This window comes from Arthrobacter sp. efr-133-R2A-63 (assembly GCF_030209795.1).
In the GTDB taxonomy this organism is placed as follows: Bacteria; Actinomycetota; Actinomycetes; order Actinomycetales; family Micrococcaceae; genus Arthrobacter; species Arthrobacter bambusae_A.
This window is the reverse complement of the sequence record NZ_JARVRG010000018.1, coordinates 1-19,765: the sequence shown is the minus strand read 5'-3', so window position 1 is coordinate 19,765 and position 19,765 is coordinate 1. Positions and strand designations below refer to the sequence as shown.

The following is a 19,765-nucleotide window of genomic DNA, read 5'->3' as shown; positions in this document are numbered from 1 at the left end:
TTTTGTTTGTGGTGAATCAGTAGGTGATGAGGACTTTGAGGTTGGCCGGGTCGGCCACCGGTGCCGTGAGGGCGGTCGCGGCGTCTTCGAGTGGGTAGGTGCTGGTGATGATGGACTGCAGGTCCACCACGCCGGAGGCGGCGAGGTCGATCGCCGTCGGGAACGCGTTGGCGTACCGGAACGCGGTGACGAGGTCGATCTCGTAGCGCTGGAGGAATCCGAGCGGAATCCCGTCCACGGTGGGTTTGGCCTGGCCGACGACGGTGGCGCGGGTTGCCGGTGCCAGGGTCTGGATGCCGTCGGCGAGGGCCCGGGTGTTCCCGGAGCATTCGATCAGCCGGTCCATGCCTGCGAGGTCCAGGGGTGTGGTGGCAGTGTTGATGGTGCGGGTGGCGCCGAATTTTGTGGCGACGGCGAGGCGGTCGTCGTTCACGTCCGTCACTACGATTTCGGCGGCGCCTCGGGATGCCGCGACACGGGCGACGAGCAGTCCGATGGGTCCGGCGCCGGTGATCAGGACCCGGTGGCCTTTGCGGACCTGCGCCCGTTCGACGGCCCAGACGGCGACGGCGAGCGGTTCGATCGCGGCGCCAATTTCGGCCGGGATCGTGTCCGGCAAGGGGTGGACGGCGGCTTCGGGGACCACCATGTGGCGCGCGAAAAGCCCATCGGTCGGGGGAGATCCGAAGCAGGTTCCGGTGGGGCAGAGGTTGTAGCGTCCGGACAGGCAGGTGGCGCATTCCCGGCAGGGCAGTGCTGGTTCAATGACGACGGCGGTGCCGGCGGCCATTTTCGCGTTGGGTCCCGCAGCGATGACCACGCCGGCGCCTTCGTGTCCCAGGACCGTGGGCTGGCGCAGCACGTTGGTGCCGTTTCGTCCCTCGGCGAAGTAGTGCATGTCCGAGCCGCAGATTCCGCCGGAGCGCATTTCGACCAGGAGGTCATTCGGGCCAAGGGGTGCCAGTGGCTTGTGCTCGATGCGCAGATCGCGGGCGCCGTGCAGCACGGCGGCCTGGGTGCCGGTGGGAAGCGCAGGCGTGTTCGTTTCGTGGATGGCTTGGGTGGTCATGGTGTGCTCCGTGTGGGTTGGAGGGCCGGGGCTGAAGCGAGGGAAACGGGTGTTCCGGCTTCTGTGATGGCGGCCAGTGGTCCCGCTGTGTGAATGATGTCGATGAACTCGCCGGTGCGCAGGATGAAGGCTTCGCGTTCGGCCAGTTCCTCGCCAAGGAGGTGGTGGTCGCCGATGACCTTGCGGGCGAGGTCGTGCCCGGAGCGGGATCCTGCTGCGAGGCCGGTCAGCATTGCGCGTGCCGGGTCCTCCATGGCGTGGGCCTGTGGGCCGGGATCGAAGCCTGGTAGCGGGGCGATGCATGCGAGATACGCGGCGGTGGTGAGGGCCAGGAGCTGGGGCATCCCGCCGTCGTCGAGCATCTGCAGTGCAGGCAACGGGATTCGCTGGCGGAGTTTGACGGATCCGTCGGATCCCACCTGGCTGGTGCGGTGGCCGAGGGCCGTGTTGCGCCACCGGGTGAAGAGCTCGTCCTCATAGGCGTCCACGTCCACATCGCGCGGCACCGAAACGCTGGGCAGGTACTCGTGGCGGAGCACCGAGCGGGCAGCCAGTTCGATGGAAGAGTGCGAAACGGATTCGGGGATGGTGACGGCGCCGGCCAGGGCCCCGAGGTAGGCGATGAGTGAGTGCGTGCCGTTGAGGAGCCGGATCTTCAGTTGCTCGTACCCGGCCACCTCGTCGGAGAACACTGCTCCGCCGTCCTCCCAGGTGGGGCGACCGGAAATGAAGTTGTCCTGGATGATCCACATGCTGAACGGTTCGGCGGGGACCGGGATCCGGTCGTCGTAGCCCCGGTGGGACGCGACCATCCTCCGGTAATGGTCCGTGGTGGCCGGCACGATGCGGTCCACCATGGAAGAGGGGAAGCTGGTGCGGGCGTCGATGAAGGCAAGGGCTTCGGCGGCTTCTGCGGCCGGGAGCAGGGAGGCGAATTCGCGGACCAACCGCTGGGTGTGGTGGCCGTTGTCGGCCAGGTTGTCGCAGCTGAGGATCGCGACGGGTTCGCCGTGGGACCGGGACCGGTGCTGTAGGCCCCGGACAATCTGCCCGATCGGAGTCTGCGGTGAGCCGGCGTGGGCCAGATCGTGCCGGATTGCCGGGTCCTGGAGGTTGAGTGAGCCGGTGGCGGGCGAGTAGTTATAGCCGTTCTCGGTGACGGTGAGGGACACGATCCTGGTACCGGCGTCGCCGATTGCCTTTGCGACGCGGTCCGGGTCGGCGGCGGCCGTGAAGGCGTCCGTGTGTACACGGGGAACGGTGAAACCTGAGCCCGCGGGTGATATTTCCACCACGGTGTAGAGCATGTCCTGGGCGTGCATGGCGTCCGGGATGGTGGTGGAGCGGCTGGCGACGCCGATGATGCCCCAGTCACCGCCGTTGGCACTGATGGCGGCGTCGGTGTAGACGGCCTGGTGTGCGCGGTGGAAGTTGCCGAGGCCCAGATGGACAATCCCGGGGGCCGGTGCTGCCGGCCGCCGCAGGATTCCGGGGATGGCCGCGGTCAGTGGGGAGGTGGCCATGGTTCACCAGTCCTTCATGGAGCCGTCGAGCTCCCGGGCGATGGGCAGGTAGGCCTGTTTGTAGGGGAACCGGGCTGCCGCTGCTTCGTCGACGTGGACGCCGAGGCCGGGTTCTTCGCCGGGGTGGAGGTAGCCGTCCTCGAATCGGAAACTGGACTGGAAAACCTCCGACACCAAGGGGTCGTAGCCCATGTATTCCTGGACGGCGAAGTTGGTGGTCGCCAGGCCGAGGTGCAGCGATGCCGAGAGGTTGATCGGGGAGACATCCGAGGGGCCATGCGGTGCGCCCTTGATCTGGTACACCTCGGCCAGCGCCAGGATTTTGCGGACGTGGGAGATGCCTCCGGCGTGGACGACGGCGGTGCGGATGAAGTCGATGAGGCGTTCCGTGATGAGGTGCTCACAGTCCCAGATGGTGTTGAAGACCTCGCCGATGGCCAGCGGGATGGTGGTTTGCTGGCGAAGGGTGCGCAGGAGACGCTGGTTTTCGGCCGGGGTGACGTCTTCGAGCCAGAACAGGTCTACGTCTTCGAGGGACCGGGCCAGGCGGGCGGCTTCGGTGGGGTTGAGACGGTGGTGGACGTCGTGGAGAAGCTTCAGTTCGGGCCCGACGTGCTCGCGGACCGCGGTCAGGATTTTCGGGGCGTGGCGGAGGTAGGCGGAAGTGTCCCAGTCCTCTTCGACCGGTCCGGCGCCGCGGCCGGCGGGCTCATAGCCGGCAGCTCCCTTGGTGACGCCGTAGACCTTGTCCAGGCCGGGGACCCCTGACTGGGCGCGGACGGCACGGAAGCCTTGTTCGCGGCGGCGGTCAACGGAGTCGAGGAGTTCGGGGAGGTCCCAACCGGTCGCATGGGTGTAGGTCAGGATCTTGTCCCTGGCGGCTCCGCCGAGCAGCTGGTAGACGGGTACGTCCAGCGCCTTGCCCTTGATGTCCCAGAGGGCCAGGTCAATCGCTCCGATGGCGGCCATGGTGACGGGTCCGCGGCGCCAGTAGGCACCCCGGTAAAAGTACTGCCAGGTGTCTTCGATGCGGTCGGCGTCCCGTCCGAGCATGGCGGGGGCGAGGTGGTCGCGGAGGTAGCTGGCTACGGAGAGTTCCCGGCCGTTCAGGGTGGCGTCGCCCCAGCCGACGATGCCGTCGTCGGTGGTGATTTTGAGGGTGACGAAGTTGCGGCTTGGGCTGGTGACAATCACGTCGACGTCGACGATTTTTCGGGTCATCGGGAGATCACTACATTCTTCAGGGGCTGGTTCGTGGACAGTCGGGTGATGTTTTCACCGATTTCGATTGCGCGGCCGCGGAAGGTTTCGGCGGTGACGCCGGAGGAGTGTGGGGTCATGATGATGTTGTCCAGGCGGCCGAAAGGCAGTGCTGACGGTTCCCCGCGTCCCTCCGGGCCGGGGTACTGGTACCAGACGTCGATGGCTGCGCCGGCGATCCGGCGGTCTTTCAGGGCCTCGTAGAGGGCCGCTTCGTTAACGACTGGGCCCCGGGCGACGTTGACGACCTGCCCGTCGGGGCCGAGGTCGTCCAGTTCTGCCGATCCGATCAGGGAGGTGGTTCCGGCGTCGAGCGGGATGCTGACCACCAGCACCTCGGATTCGCTGAGCGCCTCGCCCAACTGGTCGGTGGTGCCGGTCCAGCGCAGGGAGTGTTCTTGGGCGTTGACGGTTCCGCTGCGGGTGATGGCGATGCCTTCCGCGCCGAACGCCCGCAGCAGGTTCCAGGCGGCACTGCCGATGTGTCCGAATCCGAGGAAGGTGACCACGGCACCCCGGAGTGTTTCGGGCTGGCGGATGTCGGGGGAGTAGACGGACGAAGACCAGACGCCGGTGCGCAGGGCGGCATCCTGGCCGAGCAGGTTGCGTCGCAGTGCTACCAGCACGGTGGCGATGTGTTCGGCGATTGAGCCTTCGTGGTGGAAGGTGTTGGCGCAGACGGCCCCGGCTGGCAGCGCGTCGGCATCGATCCCGTCATAGCCGGCCCCGGCGACGTGGACCAGCCGTAGGTTCCGGGCCTCGGCGCCCATGGCAGCGGTGAACTTCGGTCCTACATAGACGTCGGCGTCTTTCAGGTCTGTCAGGACCGAGTGTTCGTTCCAACTCTCGTGCCAGGAGGTGACGGTGCCGTTCGGCAATGCCGCTTCGAAGGTGGCGCGTTGCGGCATCAGGTTGGAGTCTGCGATGACGATTCTCATGGTTACTTTCCCTGGAGGGTGTGGTCTGCGTTGCGGGCGGCGAAGGTTGATCCGCGCACGATGAGCTGGGAGTTGAGGTGGACCGCCTCGGTGGCGTTCGCTTTGCCGGCAATTTGTTCGAGCAGGAGTTCCAGGGCCAAAGAGCCACTTCGGGTAATAGGTACACGGACCGACGTCAGCCCTGGCTCGGCCGCCGCAGCGATGTCAAGATCGTCGATGCCCACCACACTGATGTCCTCAGGGCAGTGGTAACCGAGGGTCCGCGCGCCGGCGAGCACACCGATGCCGACCAGGTCGTTGTACGCGATGACCGCCGTGGCACCGCTTGCGACCACCGAAGCGGAGGCGGCTAGTCCGCCGTCGACTGTGGCGTTCTGGTTACCAACGGTGACCAGTTCGATGCCCCACTCATCACAAAGCCGGGTGACCGCGGCGAGGCGCTGGCTGTTGGCCCAAGAGGACGCCGGGCCGGGAACGTAGGCCAGCTTCCGGTGCCCCAACGCATAAAGGTGTTCCACCGCCTGGCGGAGTCCCTCGCCGGCTTCCATCAACACACGCGCTGCGTGCTCGGCTTCGCCGTTGATGACCACGAGCGGTGCGTTGCCGGCAAGGTCGTGGATGTCCTTGGACGGGAGCCGGGGGGAGCACAGAATGATGCCGTCCACCCCGGATGCAAAACCGGACAGGTGCTCACGTTCACGGGTGGACGACTCTGCGGTATCAGCCAGAATCATGCGGTGCCGCCCGTGCCAAGCCTGGTCCTGGATGGCCTTGATCAGGGCCGCGAACACGGCGTTGGAGATGTCCGGAACGATCACACCGAACGTCCGGCTGCCCGTGAGTCCCGGGACGTCGTAGCCAAGTTGAACGGCTGCGTCCATGACTTTCTGCCGGGTTTCAGCGGCAAGCCGGCCCGGATCGCCAAAGGCCCGTGACGCCGTTGCGAGGGACACTCCCGCGAGTTTTGCGACGTCAGTCAGTTTTGCGGCCATCGGTCCTCCAGTTGCTTCGTTGAAACCCTGCTTCATCAGTATGGAAATACTTGTACAAGTTTGTCAAGAAGTTTCCATGATGTGCATCACGGAGTTTTCGGGATTCCGGGTAGGTGGTTGCCGGCAACATTCATCGCCGACTCGGGCGACATCCCTTGAGGCAGGCGGCAGAGCTGCGGCCGCGGCGCCGCCTGCCCTGCCTCCGGTCCGAGAGGCATCGTCTCCGACCAAGGTGTCGGGGTGGCTCGGATCGTGTTGTGTCAGCGAAGTGCAAGGTAAGCCTTGTCCCAGATCCCTGCGGCCTCGCGGACCGTCCCGGCCGGGCATTTACGGGGCAGCCTTAAGCGATCTGGGCATCATCAGACCTGCGATGACTGCGTATTGGCCGAGCCCTACCGCGGGCACCCGGTCGGCTCGACCCGTTTACGTTCAGTGTTCCCGCGAACGGTGGGCTGGTTGGCCGGGTGAGATTCATAAGATTCATCGACATTCACAGGGACAGGTGTGGAGAACCCTTTTCGGCCGACGGCTGGGACGGCGCCACCGGATCTCATTGGGTGTGGCAGAGCGCTGGATGAGTTCGCTTATGGTCTGCGGATCGAGTCGGGGGCGCCGGGGCTTCTGATTCTCGAGGTCTTGCCGATCGGGCTGGTTTTCGCGGGTTTGCCTGCGGCTGTTTCCGATTTGCTGAACGAGGGAGTGGCCACGTTCCTGCGGCGCGCTAACCCGATCGATCTGCATGCGGCCTCGATCGCGGAGGTGGAGCGTTCGTTCGCGGAAACCTTCACCGCGGCGGGCGTAGCCCTGGACGGTGAGCTGGCTAGGGTCGCGGCGGAGGGCCCGGGCGGTTATCCGTTTCTGATCCAGTTGATCGGCTGGGACTGATTCCTTGGCCAGCGGTCGGGGACTGTCTAGCCTATTCTCCGGGTTCCGGCTTGAGGGTAGCGGCTGCGTCAAGGGCGTCGTCGACGACGATGAGGTAGTTGTCCCGGCCCGCAGCCAAGGGGAGGGCGTGGTCGCCATATTTGTCATAGGCGAGGGCGACGGCGTCGTTCGCGTCCGTGATGCTGAGCCTGCGGAGTAGCCGGGCGATGTCGAGCGTGTCCTTGTCCCGTTCGGCGGCGATTTTCATCGCCAGGAGAGTTTCGATGTCCGCGGCCTGGATGGTCAGCCCGTCGAGTTGTTCCAGCTGGACCCAGGTGGCGTTGTCGGGGATGAACGCAGCTGCGCTGGAGTTCAGCCAGCCGGGGGAGAGGTCATAGTCATCGGCCATCTCACCGACGACGGCGTTGACCGCGTTGGGGTTGGCGTAGCTGGCGTCGATTTCGGCGGTAGGGCGGTTGCCGATCCCTTGGAGGATGAGTGCGGCGCCTCCGACGAGTTTGATGTCACCGTGCACATCTCGGCCTTGCAGGCGTCCGCCGAGTTCGTGCAGGAGTGCCCGGATGTGAGCGGCGGTGAGTTCTCCGCCGCTCATGCGGTGGCCAGGCTGCGTTCGCGGATGAAGACGTTGAGGGCGGCGAGTTCGGCTGGTGTTTCCGACATGGTGAGTTTCTTCATGGGTCCCCGGACACTCCGATATGACTCGGCCGGCATCCACGCCTCGTTGAGGGCTTTGACGCGTTTGGTCCAGGATGGCGCGGGTTGCCCGAGCCGGTGTGCGGTGTAGTTGGTAATCCCTGCCAGGGCCGCGGACCAGTGTGGCTCCTTGAGCCGGGGGCTGCGTTGGAGCAGCGGTCGTCCGGCTTTGAGGGATGCTGTGGCGTAGTCGGCGAGCATCTTGATGGCGAACTCGAAGTCGCGCGAGTTGATCAGCTGGGCGAAGGTTTCGGCGTAGTCCCGGCGCGCCGGGTCATAGTCGCTACCGCCGGGGATGGCGTCGGTGGCGGTCAGGGACACCCCGAGGGTGTGGAGGACGGCCATGGTCTTGCCGAGTTCGGCCCGTTCGTGGCCGGCTTCGAGATCAATAATGAACTTCCTTGAAACGCCGGCGGACTCTGCGAGTGACTGTTGTGAAAGACCGCGCTCCTGGCGCCGGGCGCGGATGATCACGCCGGCAGCTGCAGGTGTGTCGATGCTGGTCATGGTCGTCAAACGTCCTCCTTCACCTTTTCATTGTGTCACCGAATGGTGACAGTGATGGCCTGTCGAACTTGAGAAGACAGCATCCGCGGGGCGGTTTAGTCGGCTGACGACGCAGAAGCACCTGCTTGAGGGAGGAAGCCGTCGGCTGCCAGGACGGCGAGGGCGATTCTAGCTGCTACGCGCTGAGTGTTGTCCATGACGGGTGCTCCTTCGCTTCACGCACGGCGGGGAGCTCGGGGAAAGATTTTGGCGCGGAGTTCCATTTGGAAAGGATTCCCGGTCGTAGGGGGCTGCGCCTGTCCTTTTGTCGTTCCAAAGGCGGTGTGCACACTGTCCACACATACGTCTGGTTTATGGAAGTGTGCGGTCCGCCCCCGACCCTTCAAACGAACATGCCCTCAATGCAAGGGCTCGAAATTCGGAACCGTGTAATGCCGCTTGATGACCCGGTTTGGCGGGTGGGCCTGCGCTTCGGGTAGTGGGCGATCGGCTGTGGGTGGCCGGCCGTCCCTACCGTTCGGTGCCTATGCTTCCCGGGTGGCGGGTGAGGAATCTATGGTCCGGGCGGGGTCGCGTTCGGCGAGGGCGCCGATCGCGGCGTCGATTTTGTCCATGATCTCCTGATCCAGTTTCACTCCCGATGCCGTCACGTTGGCCGCGACCTGTTCGGGCCGGGACGCGCCCATGATGGCCGAGGCCACGTTCTGGTTCTGCAGGACCCATGCAATGCTGAGCTGAGCCATGGTCAGTCCGGCTTCTTCCGCGATCGGTTTGAGCTTCTGGACCCCGGTCAGGACCTCGTTGGACATCCAACGCTTGATCATCTGCGCTCCGCCCTTGGTGTCAGTGGCGCGGCTGCCCTCGGGAGCAGGTTTCCCGGGCTCGTACTTGCCGCTCAGTACGCCCTGGGCCATGGGGGACCACACGATCTGGGAGAGGCCGAGTTCTTCGGACGTCGGCACCACTTCGGCCTCGATGACCCTCCAGAGCATCGAGTACTGCGGCTGGTTGGATATCAGCTGGAATCCAAGATCTTTGGCCAGTGCGTGGCCGTGACGGATTTGCTCCGCTGTCCATTCGCTCACGCCGATGTACAGGGCTTTGCCTTGCCGCACGATATCTGCGAAGGCCTGCATGGTTTCTTCCAGCGGCGTCTCGAAATCGTGGCGGTGGTCCTGATAGAGGTCCACGTAGTCTGTCTGCAGGCGCCTGAGGGAGCCGTTGATGGATTCCGTGATGTGCTTGCGGGAGAGCCCGAGATCATTGTGGCCCTTGGGCCCTGTGGGACCGAAGACCTTCGTGAAGATCTCCAGCGATTCCCGCCGTTCGCCGTTCAGGGCGTTGCCAAGGACAGTCTCGGCCGCGGTGTTGGCATAGACATCGGCTGTGTCGAAGGTGCTGATTCCGGCGTCGAGCGCTGCTCGGACGCATGCGGTGGCGGTGTCGTTCTCGACCTGGGAGCCGTGGGTCAGCCAGTTGCCGAACGTGATTTCCGAGATCTTGAAGCCGGAGTTGCCAAGGTACCTGAATTCCATTTTTTGCTGACGCGCTTTCTCTCGTCCGTGAAGTAGCCGGCCGTGTGGCGGTACCCAGGGCCCTGACCACGTCGTTCCATGAGTGGCCCCTGTGTCTGTAGCCGTTTCCGAGACTACGCTTCTGACGGGATCTTTTGTCCAGGCGTGGCTGGCTCTTCGGGTCCTAGGATCAGCTGTCCCCCTTCCATGCGGACGGGGCAGTTGTGCCGTGGTTATAGTCGAAGGATGAAGCAGCGAGTATTGGGCAAGACAGGGCGCTCCGTCTCCCTTGTGGGGCTGGGCACATGGCAGCTTGGTGCCGACTGGGGCAACGTGGATCTGAAAGATGCCAACGACATCCTGGAAGCCGCAGTGGATTCCGGGGTGACCTTCTTTGATACTGCCGATGTCTACGGCGACGGGCGGAGTGAGCAAACCATCGGCACGTTCCTCGCTGCCAACCCCGGGCTGGACATCGCAGTAGCTACCAAAATCGGGCGGCGCCTGGAACAGAAACCGGAAAACTACACATTGGCCAACTTCCGGCAATGGGTTGACCGTTCCAGGCGGAACCTCCGGACGGAGTGCCTGGACCTGGTGCAGCTGCACTGCCCACCGACCCCGGTTTACAGCCGCCCGGAAGTTTACGATGCGCTGGAGACGCTCGTCAATGAAGGCGCAATCAAGGAATACGGCGTCAGCGTTGAGCGGACCGACGAAGCACTCGAGGCCATCAAGCACGGCACGGCGACCGTCCAGATCATTCTGAACGCCTTCAGACTGAAACCCTTGGACGAGGTCCTGCCCGCGGCGAAGAACGCCGGAGTCGGCATCATTGCCAGAGTCCCTCTGGCCTCCGGCCTGCTCTCGGGCAAGTACTCCAAGGACACAGTCTTTGCCGAAAATGACCACCGGAAATACAACCGGAACGGTGCAGCATTTGACGTCGGAGAGACCTTCTCCGGAGTTGACTTCGAACAGGGCCTCAAAGCGGTGGAAGAATTCAAAAGAATTGTGCCGTCCGGAGCAACGACAGCCCAGGCGGCCATCGCCTGGATCGCGGCACACGACGGAGTCAGCACCGTCATACCAGGGGCCCGAAACCCCGGACAAGCCCGCACCAACGCTGCCTCCGCCCAACTACTGGACCACCTAGGACCGGACTTCGAGAACAGAGTCAGGGAAATCTACGACACGTACTTCCGCGAGACGATCCATTCGCGCTGGTAACCCGGCGTGTTCGAGGCGCCCTTGGAGGATTACGACGTCGCAGAGCTGACCCGCTTCGACCGCCCCTTGGCGCGGGGCCGGGCGGCGTTCGGAGATGGATTCGCTGTGGTGGTCCCGGTGCGCGCAGTGGACGGCGACGCTGTGGCGCCCGATCACGAGGCCGCGGTTCTGGCCCGCCTGGCGGAGGAAGCCTTCGTCGAGGGCGCGGATGTTGTCTATGCGCCCGTGGACGCCGGGGCGGCGAACCGGCACGAGGCCCTCGGCTGGACAAGAAACCCCATCTGACGAAAAGCCCGCAGAGCGCGTCGGCGTTGATCCCCGAGTCGCTTGCGTCATCGTGAACAATGCAGTCCCGAAGGAACTGGCTGGTCTGTAGAGGGGGCATGGTGTCTTCCCGAAGAGTCAAGGTTGGGTTCCGTAGATGAATTCCTTGGCGTGTGCGACGGCTTTTCGGAAGGCGTCGTTGCGCAGGCTGGCTTGCTCGGTGTTCCTGGTGTCGGTCTCGAGGTAGTTCGTGTACCCGGGTCGCAGGACCCAGATATCGCCGGCCGGGGGAAGATAGAACACTCCGAATGAGCGGTGCTGGGGGTCCTCGGTCCAGATGGGGACGACCGCGACCGCGGCGCCGGTGTCCGGGTTGATCCACTGGGCCCTGGGCATGGGTTGTTCGTGGGTCTCGGGGTCCAGGAACGGCGCTGTTCCTTTGCCCCATCTCTTCTCGAAGCGTTCGTAGAACGCGGGCATCAACTGGCTGTCGTACGGGCGCCAGGTACTCATGGGGGCTCCTTGGACTTGTGCGGTTTTCCGGCCCTCAGCGCCTGATCTGCAGGATGAGCATGTGGCCGGTTGGCGGACCGGGCCGTTGCGGGACCGGCATTCGCGGGGACCGTCCGGCGGACGGCTGTTTTAGATGCGGAGTGTTCTCGTGGGCGGGGGGATGGTCCCCGGCCTGTTCGGCCGGGGACCATCGTTGCGGGAGTCATCCTCGGGGCCTCATCCATCCGTGCGCTGGCTGCGCTGTGGCGTGGTCTGTGAACTCGACCGCCCTTTGCGTGTGGTGGGCCGATGGGGTGCTCCCGGTCCGGGAGGCTGCGCCGAGGGTCAGGCGCTGATTTCCTGGCGCTGTTTTCCGGCGGTTTCGATTTCGATGCGGCGCGGCTTTGCTTTCTCCGCCACCGGGATGCGCAGGGTCAGGACTCCGGCGTCGTAGCTTGCTTTGACACCGTTCGTGTCCAGCGCGTCGCCGAGGATGAGCTGGCGGCTGAAGACGCCGCGGGGTCGTTCGGAGGCAATCATTTCGGTGCCCTCGCTGACGGGGTCCGGGCGTTCGGCCTTGACAGTCAGGACGTTGCGTTCGACGTCGATGTCCACCGAGTCCACGTTGACTCCGGGCAGATCGAAGGCGACTACGAAGTCCTCGCCTTCGCGCCAGGCGTCCATCGGCATCGCTGCCGGCCGTGCCGTGGTGCCGAGCACCTGCTCGGCCAGCCGGTCGAATTCACGGAACGGATCCGTTCGCATCAGCATGGTGTGTCACTCCTTGCGGATCGAAGTTTTTGTTGTCAACCCAGCCGATCTATGGTGGCTGGTATATATTTCTTATAGCACCATGAATGGATCAGGGCAAGCCTGATTTTTGAAGGATTTTGGAGGTACCCGATGGGGCAGGCCGAGGACCGGGGGAGGGGCGTGTATGCGATTTCCGTCGCCGCCGAACTGGTGGGGACGGGTCAGCAGAACCTGCGCCTCTACGAACGCAAGGGCTTGTTGGAACCGGGCAGGACCCTGGGCGGGACCCGCCAGTACAGCGAGGACGATCTCGTGATATTGCGGCGGATCGGTGAGCTGCTGGAATCGGGGTTGAACCTGGCGGGCATCCGGATGGTCCTTGTGTTGGAGGCCGATAACCGCCGTCTTGAGGCGGAGCTCAGATCCGCGAACGCTACACGGAACAAGGGCCGTTCTTGATGTTCCTATCCCTGGCGGAGCTTCAACCAAGAAAGTGGCGCCGATGCGACTGCGGCGACGTCCTGATCCAAGGCCGGATAGAGCCTCCTGGACAATCCCGGACAGTCCCATGAGAAGAGGCCCCAGGAGTAGGTTTGAGACTAATACTGACGGCAGTCGACTTTGAACAGTTGTTTTGGGGACGCTGATCGGTTTAGCCTCGGTCTTTGTTCCCGTTGCCGCCTTGTTGGTGTGAATCGGACCGTGGGCGCTGGAGCGTGAAGGATTCGAAGGATGCGAGCTGTCCTTGGGGGCCGGTTACGTTGTAGTAGATGACCTCCATCTTCGTTGTCCCTCCGGGTTCGGTGCCGGGATCGACGCTGAAAGCCGCGAAGCCATAGGAGTTCGCGGCATCGCGCTGCGCCGACCACGGAGCGTCTTCCTGGACGTAGACCGGTGGCCGCTTATTTGTTGTGGGGTCGGGTGCGCCAACGCCCGTGATGACACGGCATGAGGGAGGGTTGTAGAACAACTGGTTCGACGGTACCGACGTTCCGCCCCCGCCCAGGACCATATGCACCGTCCCTTTGGTGGTATCGATGACGTCGGTGTGCGTGTCCGCCGGAATCGGAGTCAGCGTTGCGTTGGCTTGTTGGCCGCGGATCGGGTGCGAGCGTTCGTAGTGGTGCTCGTGCCCGCAGACAACCAGGTCCACTCCGTACTTGTCGAACAGCGGCACCCATTCCTGCCTTATGCCCAGATCGGCTCCGTTGAAGGACCCTGCCGTGCTGATGACAACTTGGTGCATGCAGACGACCACCCAGTCGATGTTCCTATCGGACCTTGCCGTCCTGAGTTCATTTTCGAGCCAGGTTTTCTGGGCGCCCTTCGAGTAGCCCCTGACGTAGCTGTTGCCGCCGTCCTGGTAGCAGACATCGTCGTTGGCAAGGCTGATGACTCGTACTGAACCTGCGGTGAAGGAGTACCAGAGGCCGCGGGTGAGGTCGGTCTGCCCGGGCTGCGGCGGGACGGAGAAGTACGTCTGGTAGGCGGCATATCCGATCGGGCCGTTGCCCAGTTCGTTCTCGTGGTTTCCTGCGGCGGGCATCCAAGGCCGGTGACGGGCGCTGCGTGAGTTGTTGTCCCAGAAGTCGGTCCAGGTCCGTACCCGGTTCTGCGAGATATTGGCGTAGCAGAGATCGCCGTTGAACAGGTGGAACAGAGGCTGGACGCGTTCGACGCCGGCCGGCATGTCACCCGCAGCGGGGGAACCGAGGTTGTCGTTGACCCATTGCTGCGTTCCTGGCCCGGAGCCGGATTTCTTTCCGAGCGTGGGGGTGCCTTGGTCGCCGAAGCTTGTGAAGGTGAATTTTCCGCGTCCGCGCGGACCCGTACGGAAAGAACCAAACTCGGGCTGCGCGCCGTCGTGAATGGCTGCATACACGTAGTCGTGGGATGGATCGAGTTCGGTGAGTTTCGCGTGATAGGCATATACCTTCTGGCCGGATTTGGCGTCGACGTAGCTGGTTGCTACCGCGTCCTGGCTCCGTCCGTAACTTCCGTCGGTTTCGCCGAGCATCGCCCGGGCCTGCTTGACGGGCTGCAAGGTGTGCCACGACACCACAACTTCGCTGGATGCATCGGTACCGAACTGCAGATGCAGTCCGTTCACCACCGGGGTGGTCAGCGGGTCGCCGACGGCAGAGGGCAACATCGCCTTGTTGTCCGCAGCTGAAGCCGGGGTTGCGCCTGCCAAAACGGCGACGGCGCCGGAAGCTCCGGCTGCCGTGAAGAAGCCGCGACGCGAGAGTCCAGTCCTAAAGAGTTCCTTGTCATCAGTCATGGGTTCAGTTTTGTGCGGCGCCGAGGCGAGACAGTGAAAACTGTCCAAGCGGCGAGTCACCGACACATTAATTCTTGGTAACCCCTTTCCCGTAGTGGGTGCGCCCGATGCCCTGCAGGTGATCGACCGGTACGGGTTTCCACATCCGCGACGTCGGGTTGCTCGCCCTCGGCTTTGGCACGCCCGGCACCGACAGTCATGGGCGTCGAAGCCTATGCGCAACAAACGCACCGCCTGGACGCTCATGGTGTTCCTGATGTGGATCGTCAGTTACAGGCACCACTTCGGCGCCGAAGAGATTCGACGGTAGGTCCGGTGGGCGGGATTCCAAGCTGATTCCGGGAAATTGCAAGCGGTTGGCGGGGGAGTATGGTGGGCGAGATTTGGGGTGGTTTTAGCTGCCGGGTACCGCGGTCGCGGGCGGCGTCGCCGGAGCCTGTGTCGGCGCCGGGGCTGTTTGTGCCGGCTGGGCGGTGGCCGGCGCGGGAACTGCTGTTTGTACCGGTTGGGCGGTGCCCGGCGGGGAGGCTGCCGGAGTCGGTTGCTGTGGGACCGGCGCCTGTGTCGGGGCGGACCCGGGTATGGGAGACGTGCCCCCGTCGGGGGGTGCTGGGGCTGTGTTGGATGTCGTGGTGCTTGGGGCCGGAGCGGTTGTCCCGGATGCGGATTGGGTTGCGGAGGGGTCGTGCGTGATGATCTGCTCGATGCGGGTCTTGTAGTCAGCGAGGCGGGACTGCAGCTCTGACAGGGGGATGTTTTCGATGTTTGCCTCGAAGTTTCTGACTTCGTCCCATATTTTCGCCAGTTGTTCCGATCCTGCTGGGCTCAGTGGGCGGTCGAGGGTCAGGACCAGCTGGTTGGCGAGTGCGTAGGTGAGGCATTGGACGCAGTTGTAGTTGGCGGCCGCGGCGAGGTTCTGTGGAACGATCACGTTCGCGTGGCCCACGACGAGCACCACTTGGAAGCCGATGGCAACGGCGCCGCAATCCCGACAACTGGCGAAGGCATACGCTTCGTTTTTGTTGAGCGCCTGGCCGTCATCAACCCAGACGAGGGCGAACGCCACGTCATAGGTTACGGACCCGTCTTTGGTGTTCACAGCCAATGCCTGGTTCCCGCCGTCGCCCGGGGGCAACGGCTTATCGAAGGGGAAGACCCAGGCGGGCTCTGCGGCGGGGGCGCCGGTATCTGCGGCGGTTGTTTGCGGGGCCCGGGGGATCAGTATCATGGCCAGTTGCGGCTTGTCCGCCGTCGGCCTGACGCTGCCGGAGGGCCAGATGGCTGCTACCTTTCCTTGCGCTCCGTCTACGAGCCGGTTGGGTTTGGGCATTACCAAGGAAACGGCGTCGGTGATGGTGCCGCGGTCATAGCGCTGGATTGGCCGGTAGGTGGAGGCGTTGGGCCACCACGCCGTAATCAGCAGGGCGCAGACAAGGGCGCCGGCGACTGCGGCGCCGGCACGTCGGCCTGGACGGCCCCGGGTCTTCCGCCAAACCGCCCGCGCGCCTTGACGCACCATCCTGACGAGGACGATGCCTGTGCCGAGGATGGGAAGAGCAGCGGCGAGAATCATGAGGATATGCGCCGCGCCGCCAGGCAGGTCACCATGGCCCCAGGCATCGCCGAGGAGGCTCTGCTGGCGTGCGATGCTCACCACAGCGGTGGCGAGCACGCGCGGGAGCGTGAGAATCATCATCACGACACTCAGGAGGAGGAGAGGCACTACCATCAGGACCCAGATGCTGACGACGGCGCGGGCCCACGGTTTGAGGGCTTTGGACTCCGGCCTGCCCCAACGCCAGGGAAGCAGGCCCAGGAGGGTGGGCTTGATCCGTTGGAAAAGATCCGGTACGCCGGTGAGGTCGGCGAGCACGTGGTATCCGTCGAAACGGACCAGAGGCGTGAGCTGGCGCAGCATCTGCAGGATCTGGGTCAACACGACCAGCAGCAGGGCGTCGTGGCCGGTGGCCCACCAGATCCCGGCGATCAGCACAGTGACGATAGCGTTGAAGTAGAGGCCGCCGAGGTCGGTCCTGACCCGGCCAGCGCGCCCGAGCCGGTATGAGTCTGTCACGTCCGTGTAAAAGGCTGGCCAGAACAGGTACAAGCCTGCGCCCATCGCTCCCGGAGTCGCTCCTCCGTAACGTGCTGCGGCGGCGTGGCCGAATTCATGGAAACCGGAGGAGAAGATCGTCACGGCGACTACAAGCAACAGCAGTGCCGGGTTCTCGAACGCGTCGTGGGTTGCCGATCCTAGTCCTTTGAGTGCCAGCACCCACCAGCAGACAAAAAGGAAGGCGCCCAGCACGGGCACGGCGATGAGTGGATGGAACAGGTGGGCGAATGGTGCGGTCAGCCGCCTGGTTTTCTCGGCATCCGTCACGGCGTAACGGAAGCGCAATCCAAGCAGCGGATTGGACTTCTTGACTTCCGGCTGTGAGCCGTCCGGGCGCACCAGCAGACCCAACGGCCGAAGCTGGGAGTCGATCAGGGTGCGGACGTTCTCCTCGGAGACCCGGCGCCCGGATTTTTCGCTGACGCTCTCAGCAAGCTGCGCAGGGCTGGTTCGGCCGTCCACTGCAGACAACACCATGTAGAGCAGCCGCGTCAGCTGAAGGGTCTGTCCGTCTGCCCGGCGCACCAGAGACGGCGGTTCCCGGTAGCCCGATCCTTCCATTTCACCGATCAGCTCAACGCCGTCCGCACGGGACGGGCAGCGTTCGTCCGCGCCCATGTCCGGTGAGCTGGCATAGTCGGCGGGGTCGAGCGGACCTCCGGGAATCACCGTCACCGGGTACTACTGCTGCAGGGTCGAGTGTTGGTTCGACGTGGCCGTGGCAGCCCCGTCGATGTGCTGGTTGATCACGGCGTCCTGCTGGGCGGCGGCCACGGCATTGCTATCGATCGCGCCGATGTTTGCTGCCACCCCGGCGTTGATCGGTGCCGCAACATTGGCGTTGGCGGCAACGGCGCCGTTGATGGGGGCGGCGATACCGGCGTTGGCGTCGAGTTTTACATCCACGTTCAGCAGGTTCCCGTTCACGGCGGCGGTCGGATCAGTGACCGTCCCGCCGGCGGGAGCGGCCGGGGCCGGCGCGGCCGCAGCCGGCGGCGCTGTGTGGCCGATGCTGCTGTCCTGCGTCGAGTTCGCCGTCGCGTCGGCATTGATACCCTGATCGATTAGTGCGCCCTGATGGGCCACACCCGCGGCCGTGGAACCGGCCGAGAGAACGTTGGCCGACGCGGACGCATCAATAGGTGCCGCGACGTTGGCGTTCGCGGCCACGCCAAGATCGATCGGCGCGGCCGCCTGGATTCCGAGGTTTAGGTCGGCATTGAGGTCAAGGATGGACGCGACTTCCTTCGCCGGCAGCGCGGTGATGCCTTCCGCGGCCAGTTCTTCAGCGGACAACGGCTCAAGTTCCTGCTCTTCGTTCATCACAAACTCCATTTCCGGCACAAGTAGCCTGGCCGTCAGCTATTTCGATAAACACTTCATCCACCGCTTCGGTGACTGATTTCGCACGGAGAACCGCACCGGGAAATGGATCAAGGAAGAGCTCACCACCCCAGCGCCGCGCTCTCCGGTAAATAGTAAGGATACTTTTCATTTTTTGCGACCGGGCATCTGTCCGCGCCTACGCGGAAAGGTCAACGCCAACAGTCGAATGGTTCGTCGATCCCGTTCAGAGAGTACTAAGCTTGCTTAGTATTAAGTCTTTCAGGCAAGAGGTGAAGCAAGATTCAAGATCGGGGATGGGCGTCGGCCCGGAGCTCTAGCCGGGAGGATATGCGGTCGTCGCGTGGCCCTTTGGCCCGCTCGCCACGGCAGCAGGTGGAATCCGGAGGGAGGGGATCGAGTTCGGGGGTTGGTTCCTCGGCCGAGAAGCCTGAGGCCAAGGAGTTGCTGGTGAGGGGCTTGTCATATACGAAGCAGATTCGGCGGGTCAAGGTCCTCAGGGCGTGCTTTGATTTCCGTCGGGCCTTGGATCTTGCTTTGGAGTGCGTTGTGGCCGCCGAAGCTGATCTCGGGGTCCGCCGGCCAGAGGTGGCCGGATCTGACAAGGATACGGGCCCGTTGGGGCCGCCTCCAGCCGCGGTCACGTGGCTCGCTTGCCAGCTGTGCAGGGAGCTGGGCGAGTACCGGTTGGAGGTATCCCTGATCGAACGATGGCTTGGGCACTCAAATGCCGACCACGGAGAAGATCATGCCGTTGAGCAGATGAAATGGCGACTGGCCACAGCGAGCGAGCTCCTGCGGACCGGCCGTCGCCCGGCCTGGGTTCAGGGCGCGCTCCCCGGCAACGCCCTGCCTTCGGGAGTTGCCGGGGATCGCCGCGGACAGAATGCCGGCCTGCATACCCTTTAGGGCCAGTCGTTATCCCCGGTCCAGAATGTCTTGCAGGAATTCCTCCCCTTTACAGCCCTACCTTGGCGGCCGGCTGCAACTCCCGGAGTTTGGGACGCTTCTGACATTGGTGCGGTCTCTAGGGCGGCTTCAGGGGGGTGAGTAACTTTCACAGTCATTCCTCACCGTTTTTTCCCGGGCCGCGGTCTTGGGTTAGGGCACCGCCGGGACTGTGAGGGCTGCGGTTTCGGCAGTGACCGTATGGGTGAGCGCGGCGAGCGAGACGGCTACGGAGTGGTCGGGCTCTTCCTCCGGTGTGCTGTGGGCCCGGAGCACCACGAGCGACTTCGCCGCGAGGGACACAATGCCGTCTGCTTCAACGGGCCCCGAGTCGGCGCCCACCCCGGCTGTATCGATGAGGATGTCCCACGCCGGAGCATATTCATCCGGTGGAAGCACGAACTTTACTTCGTCGTCGTGGGCGTTGAAGTAGAGCAGGAAGTTGACGTCGGTGATGCGCCGGCCTTGGTTGTCCCGGCCGCGGATCCCGTCACCGTTGAGGAACACCCCTACGGAGCGTCCGAAACCGTTGTCCCAGTCCTCCGGCTGCATGAGGGCTCCCTCCGGGTCAAGCCATACGATGTCCGGAAGCGGTTCTCCCTCGCTCCTGTGCACGGGCCTGCCGTCGAAGAAGCGGCTGCGCCGGAAGGTCGGATGCTTGGCGCGCAAGGCGCTGACCGCGGCCGTGAACTCCACCAGCGGCTGGTCCACGCTGTCCCAGTTGATCCACGTCAGCTCGGAGTCCTGGCAATAGCCGTTGTTGTTGCCCCGCTGCGTCCGGCCGAGCTCGTCACCATGCAGCAGCATCGGAACACCCTGGGACAAGAGCATGGAGGCGATGAAGTTCCGCTGCTGGCGGGCACGCAGGCCCAGGACCTTCGGATCCTCCGTAGGCCCTTCGACACCGCAGTTCCAGGAACGGTTGTGCGATTCGCCGTCGTTGTTGCCTTCGCCGT

General features: G+C 64.2%; 18 protein-coding genes and 1 pseudogene. 5 read left to right on the top strand and 14 right to left on the bottom strand.

Features of this window, described 5'->3' with window-relative positions; all coding sequences use genetic code 11:
- Positions 1-16: 16 nt before the first annotated feature.
- Genes QRN45_RS09740 through QRN45_RS09720 form a run of 5 tightly spaced genes read right to left on the bottom strand, consistent with a single transcriptional unit; the run spans position 17 to position 5,782 of the window.
- Positions 17-1,069, bottom strand: coding sequence for an NAD(P)-dependent alcohol dehydrogenase (locus QRN45_RS09740; protein ID WP_284763157.1), 1,053 nt, complete (start codon positions 1,067-1,069; stop codon positions 17-19).
- The gene (locus tag QRN45_RS09735) at positions 1,066-2,592 is read right to left on the bottom strand and encodes a mannitol dehydrogenase family protein (RefSeq protein ID WP_284763155.1); all 1,527 of its coding nucleotides are present in this window, start codon (positions 2,590-2,592) and stop codon (positions 1,066-1,068) included. Before QRN45_RS09735 ends, QRN45_RS09740 begins: the two co-directional genes overlap by 4 nt.
- 3 nt (positions 2,593-2,595) lie before the next feature.
- Positions 2,596-3,813 carry a D-mannonate dehydratase ManD gene (gene manD / locus QRN45_RS09730; protein ID WP_284763154.1) on the bottom strand — a complete coding sequence of 406 codons (1,218 nt, stop codon included), beginning with the start codon at positions 3,811-3,813 and terminating at the stop codon, positions 2,596-2,598.
- Positions 3,810-4,790 carry a 2-hydroxyacid dehydrogenase gene (locus QRN45_RS09725; protein ID WP_284763151.1) on the bottom strand — a complete coding sequence of 327 codons (981 nt, stop codon included), beginning with the start codon at positions 4,788-4,790 and terminating at the stop codon, positions 3,810-3,812. The genes manD and QRN45_RS09725 overlap by 4 nt, the downstream gene beginning before the upstream one ends.
- Positions 4,791-4,792: 2 nt before the next feature.
- Entirely contained in the window at positions 4,793-5,782 is a 990-nt protein-coding gene (locus tag QRN45_RS09720; protein ID WP_284763150.1) for a LacI family DNA-binding transcriptional regulator, read from the bottom strand.
- Positions 5,783-6,286: 504 nt separating this feature from the next.
- Between QRN45_RS09720 and QRN45_RS09715 the strand changes: the two genes are divergently transcribed.
- The gene (locus QRN45_RS09715; protein WP_284763149.1) at positions 6,287-6,667 is read left to right on the top strand and encodes a hypothetical protein; all 381 of its coding nucleotides are present in this window, start codon (positions 6,287-6,289) and stop codon (positions 6,665-6,667) included.
- Between the two features lie 31 nt (positions 6,668-6,698).
- On the opposite strand, the gene QRN45_RS09710 is transcribed toward QRN45_RS09715, so the two are convergent.
- From QRN45_RS09710 to QRN45_RS09700, 3 genes are all read right to left on the bottom strand, one after another.
- Positions 6,699-7,259 (bottom strand): DUF6036 family nucleotidyltransferase, encoded by a 561-nt coding sequence (locus tag QRN45_RS09710; RefSeq protein ID WP_284763148.1) that lies wholly within the window; start codon positions 7,257-7,259, stop codon positions 6,699-6,701.
- Positions 7,256-7,867 carry a helix-turn-helix transcriptional regulator gene (locus tag QRN45_RS09705; RefSeq protein WP_284763146.1) on the bottom strand — a complete coding sequence of 204 codons (612 nt, stop codon included), beginning with the start codon at positions 7,865-7,867 and terminating at the stop codon, positions 7,256-7,258. The genes QRN45_RS09710 and QRN45_RS09705 overlap by 4 nt, the downstream gene beginning before the upstream one ends.
- Positions 7,868-8,391: 524 nt before the next feature.
- Entirely contained in the window at positions 8,392-9,402 is a 1,011-nt protein-coding gene (locus QRN45_RS09700; protein WP_284763144.1) for an aldo/keto reductase family protein, read from the bottom strand.
- 225 nt (positions 9,403-9,627) lie between these two features.
- Between QRN45_RS09700 and QRN45_RS09695 the strand changes: the two genes are divergently transcribed.
- Both QRN45_RS09695 and QRN45_RS09690 read left to right on the top strand, forming a co-directional pair.
- Positions 9,628-10,611, top strand: coding sequence for an aldo/keto reductase (locus QRN45_RS09695; RefSeq protein WP_284763142.1), 984 nt, complete (start codon positions 9,628-9,630; stop codon positions 10,609-10,611).
- Between the two features lie 6 nt (positions 10,612-10,617).
- Positions 10,618-10,896 (top strand): hypothetical protein, encoded by a 279-nt coding sequence (locus QRN45_RS09690; protein WP_284763140.1) that lies wholly within the window; start codon positions 10,618-10,620, stop codon positions 10,894-10,896.
- Positions 10,897-11,013: 117 nt separating this feature from the next.
- Here QRN45_RS09690 and QRN45_RS09685 read toward each other — a convergent pair whose 3' ends face one another.
- The gene (locus QRN45_RS09685; protein WP_284763139.1) at positions 11,014-11,388 is read right to left on the bottom strand and encodes a hypothetical protein; all 375 of its coding nucleotides are present in this window, start codon (positions 11,386-11,388) and stop codon (positions 11,014-11,016) included.
- Positions 11,389-11,712: 324 nt separating this feature from the next.
- Positions 11,713-12,138: an Hsp20/alpha crystallin family protein gene (locus QRN45_RS09680; RefSeq protein WP_284763138.1), complete on the bottom strand. Its 426-nt coding sequence runs from the start codon at positions 12,136-12,138 to the stop codon at positions 11,713-11,715.
- 132 nt (positions 12,139-12,270) lie between these two features.
- Here QRN45_RS09680 and QRN45_RS09675 point away from each other — a divergent pair, with 132 nt between their 5' ends.
- Positions 12,271-12,579, top strand: coding sequence for a MerR family transcriptional regulator (locus tag QRN45_RS09675; RefSeq protein ID WP_264637844.1), 309 nt, complete (start codon positions 12,271-12,273; stop codon positions 12,577-12,579).
- A gap of 193 nt (positions 12,580-12,772) precedes the next feature.
- On the opposite strand, the gene QRN45_RS09670 is transcribed toward QRN45_RS09675, so the two are convergent.
- The 3 genes from QRN45_RS09670 to QRN45_RS09660 all read right to left on the bottom strand — a co-directional run bounded on the left by QRN45_RS09670 (position 12,773) and on the right by QRN45_RS09660 (position 17,840).
- Entirely contained in the window at positions 12,773-14,401 is a 1,629-nt protein-coding gene (locus QRN45_RS09670; protein WP_284763137.1) for a fibronectin type III domain-containing protein, read from the bottom strand.
- A 394-nt stretch (positions 14,402-14,795) separates the two neighbouring features.
- Positions 14,796-17,192 (bottom strand): hypothetical protein, encoded by a 2,397-nt coding sequence (locus QRN45_RS09665; protein ID WP_350309762.1) that lies wholly within the window; start codon positions 17,190-17,192, stop codon positions 14,796-14,798.
- 6 nt (positions 17,193-17,198) lie between these two features.
- A complete protein-coding gene (locus QRN45_RS09660) occupies positions 17,199-17,840 on the bottom strand; it encodes a peptidoglycan-binding protein (protein WP_241711011.1) in 642 nt (213 codons plus the stop codon).
- Positions 17,841-18,311: 471 nt separating this feature from the next.
- Between QRN45_RS09660 and QRN45_RS09655 the strand changes: the two genes are divergently transcribed.
- Positions 18,312-18,770: a hypothetical protein gene (locus tag QRN45_RS09655; RefSeq protein WP_241711010.1), complete on the top strand. Its 459-nt coding sequence runs from the start codon at positions 18,312-18,314 to the stop codon at positions 18,768-18,770.
- A 192-nt stretch (positions 18,771-18,962) separates the two neighbouring features.
- On the opposite strand, the pseudogene QRN45_RS09650 reads toward QRN45_RS09655, so the two are convergent.
- Positions 18,963-19,765: pseudogene (locus tag QRN45_RS09650) on the bottom strand (glycogen debranching enzyme); the annotation flags it as partial.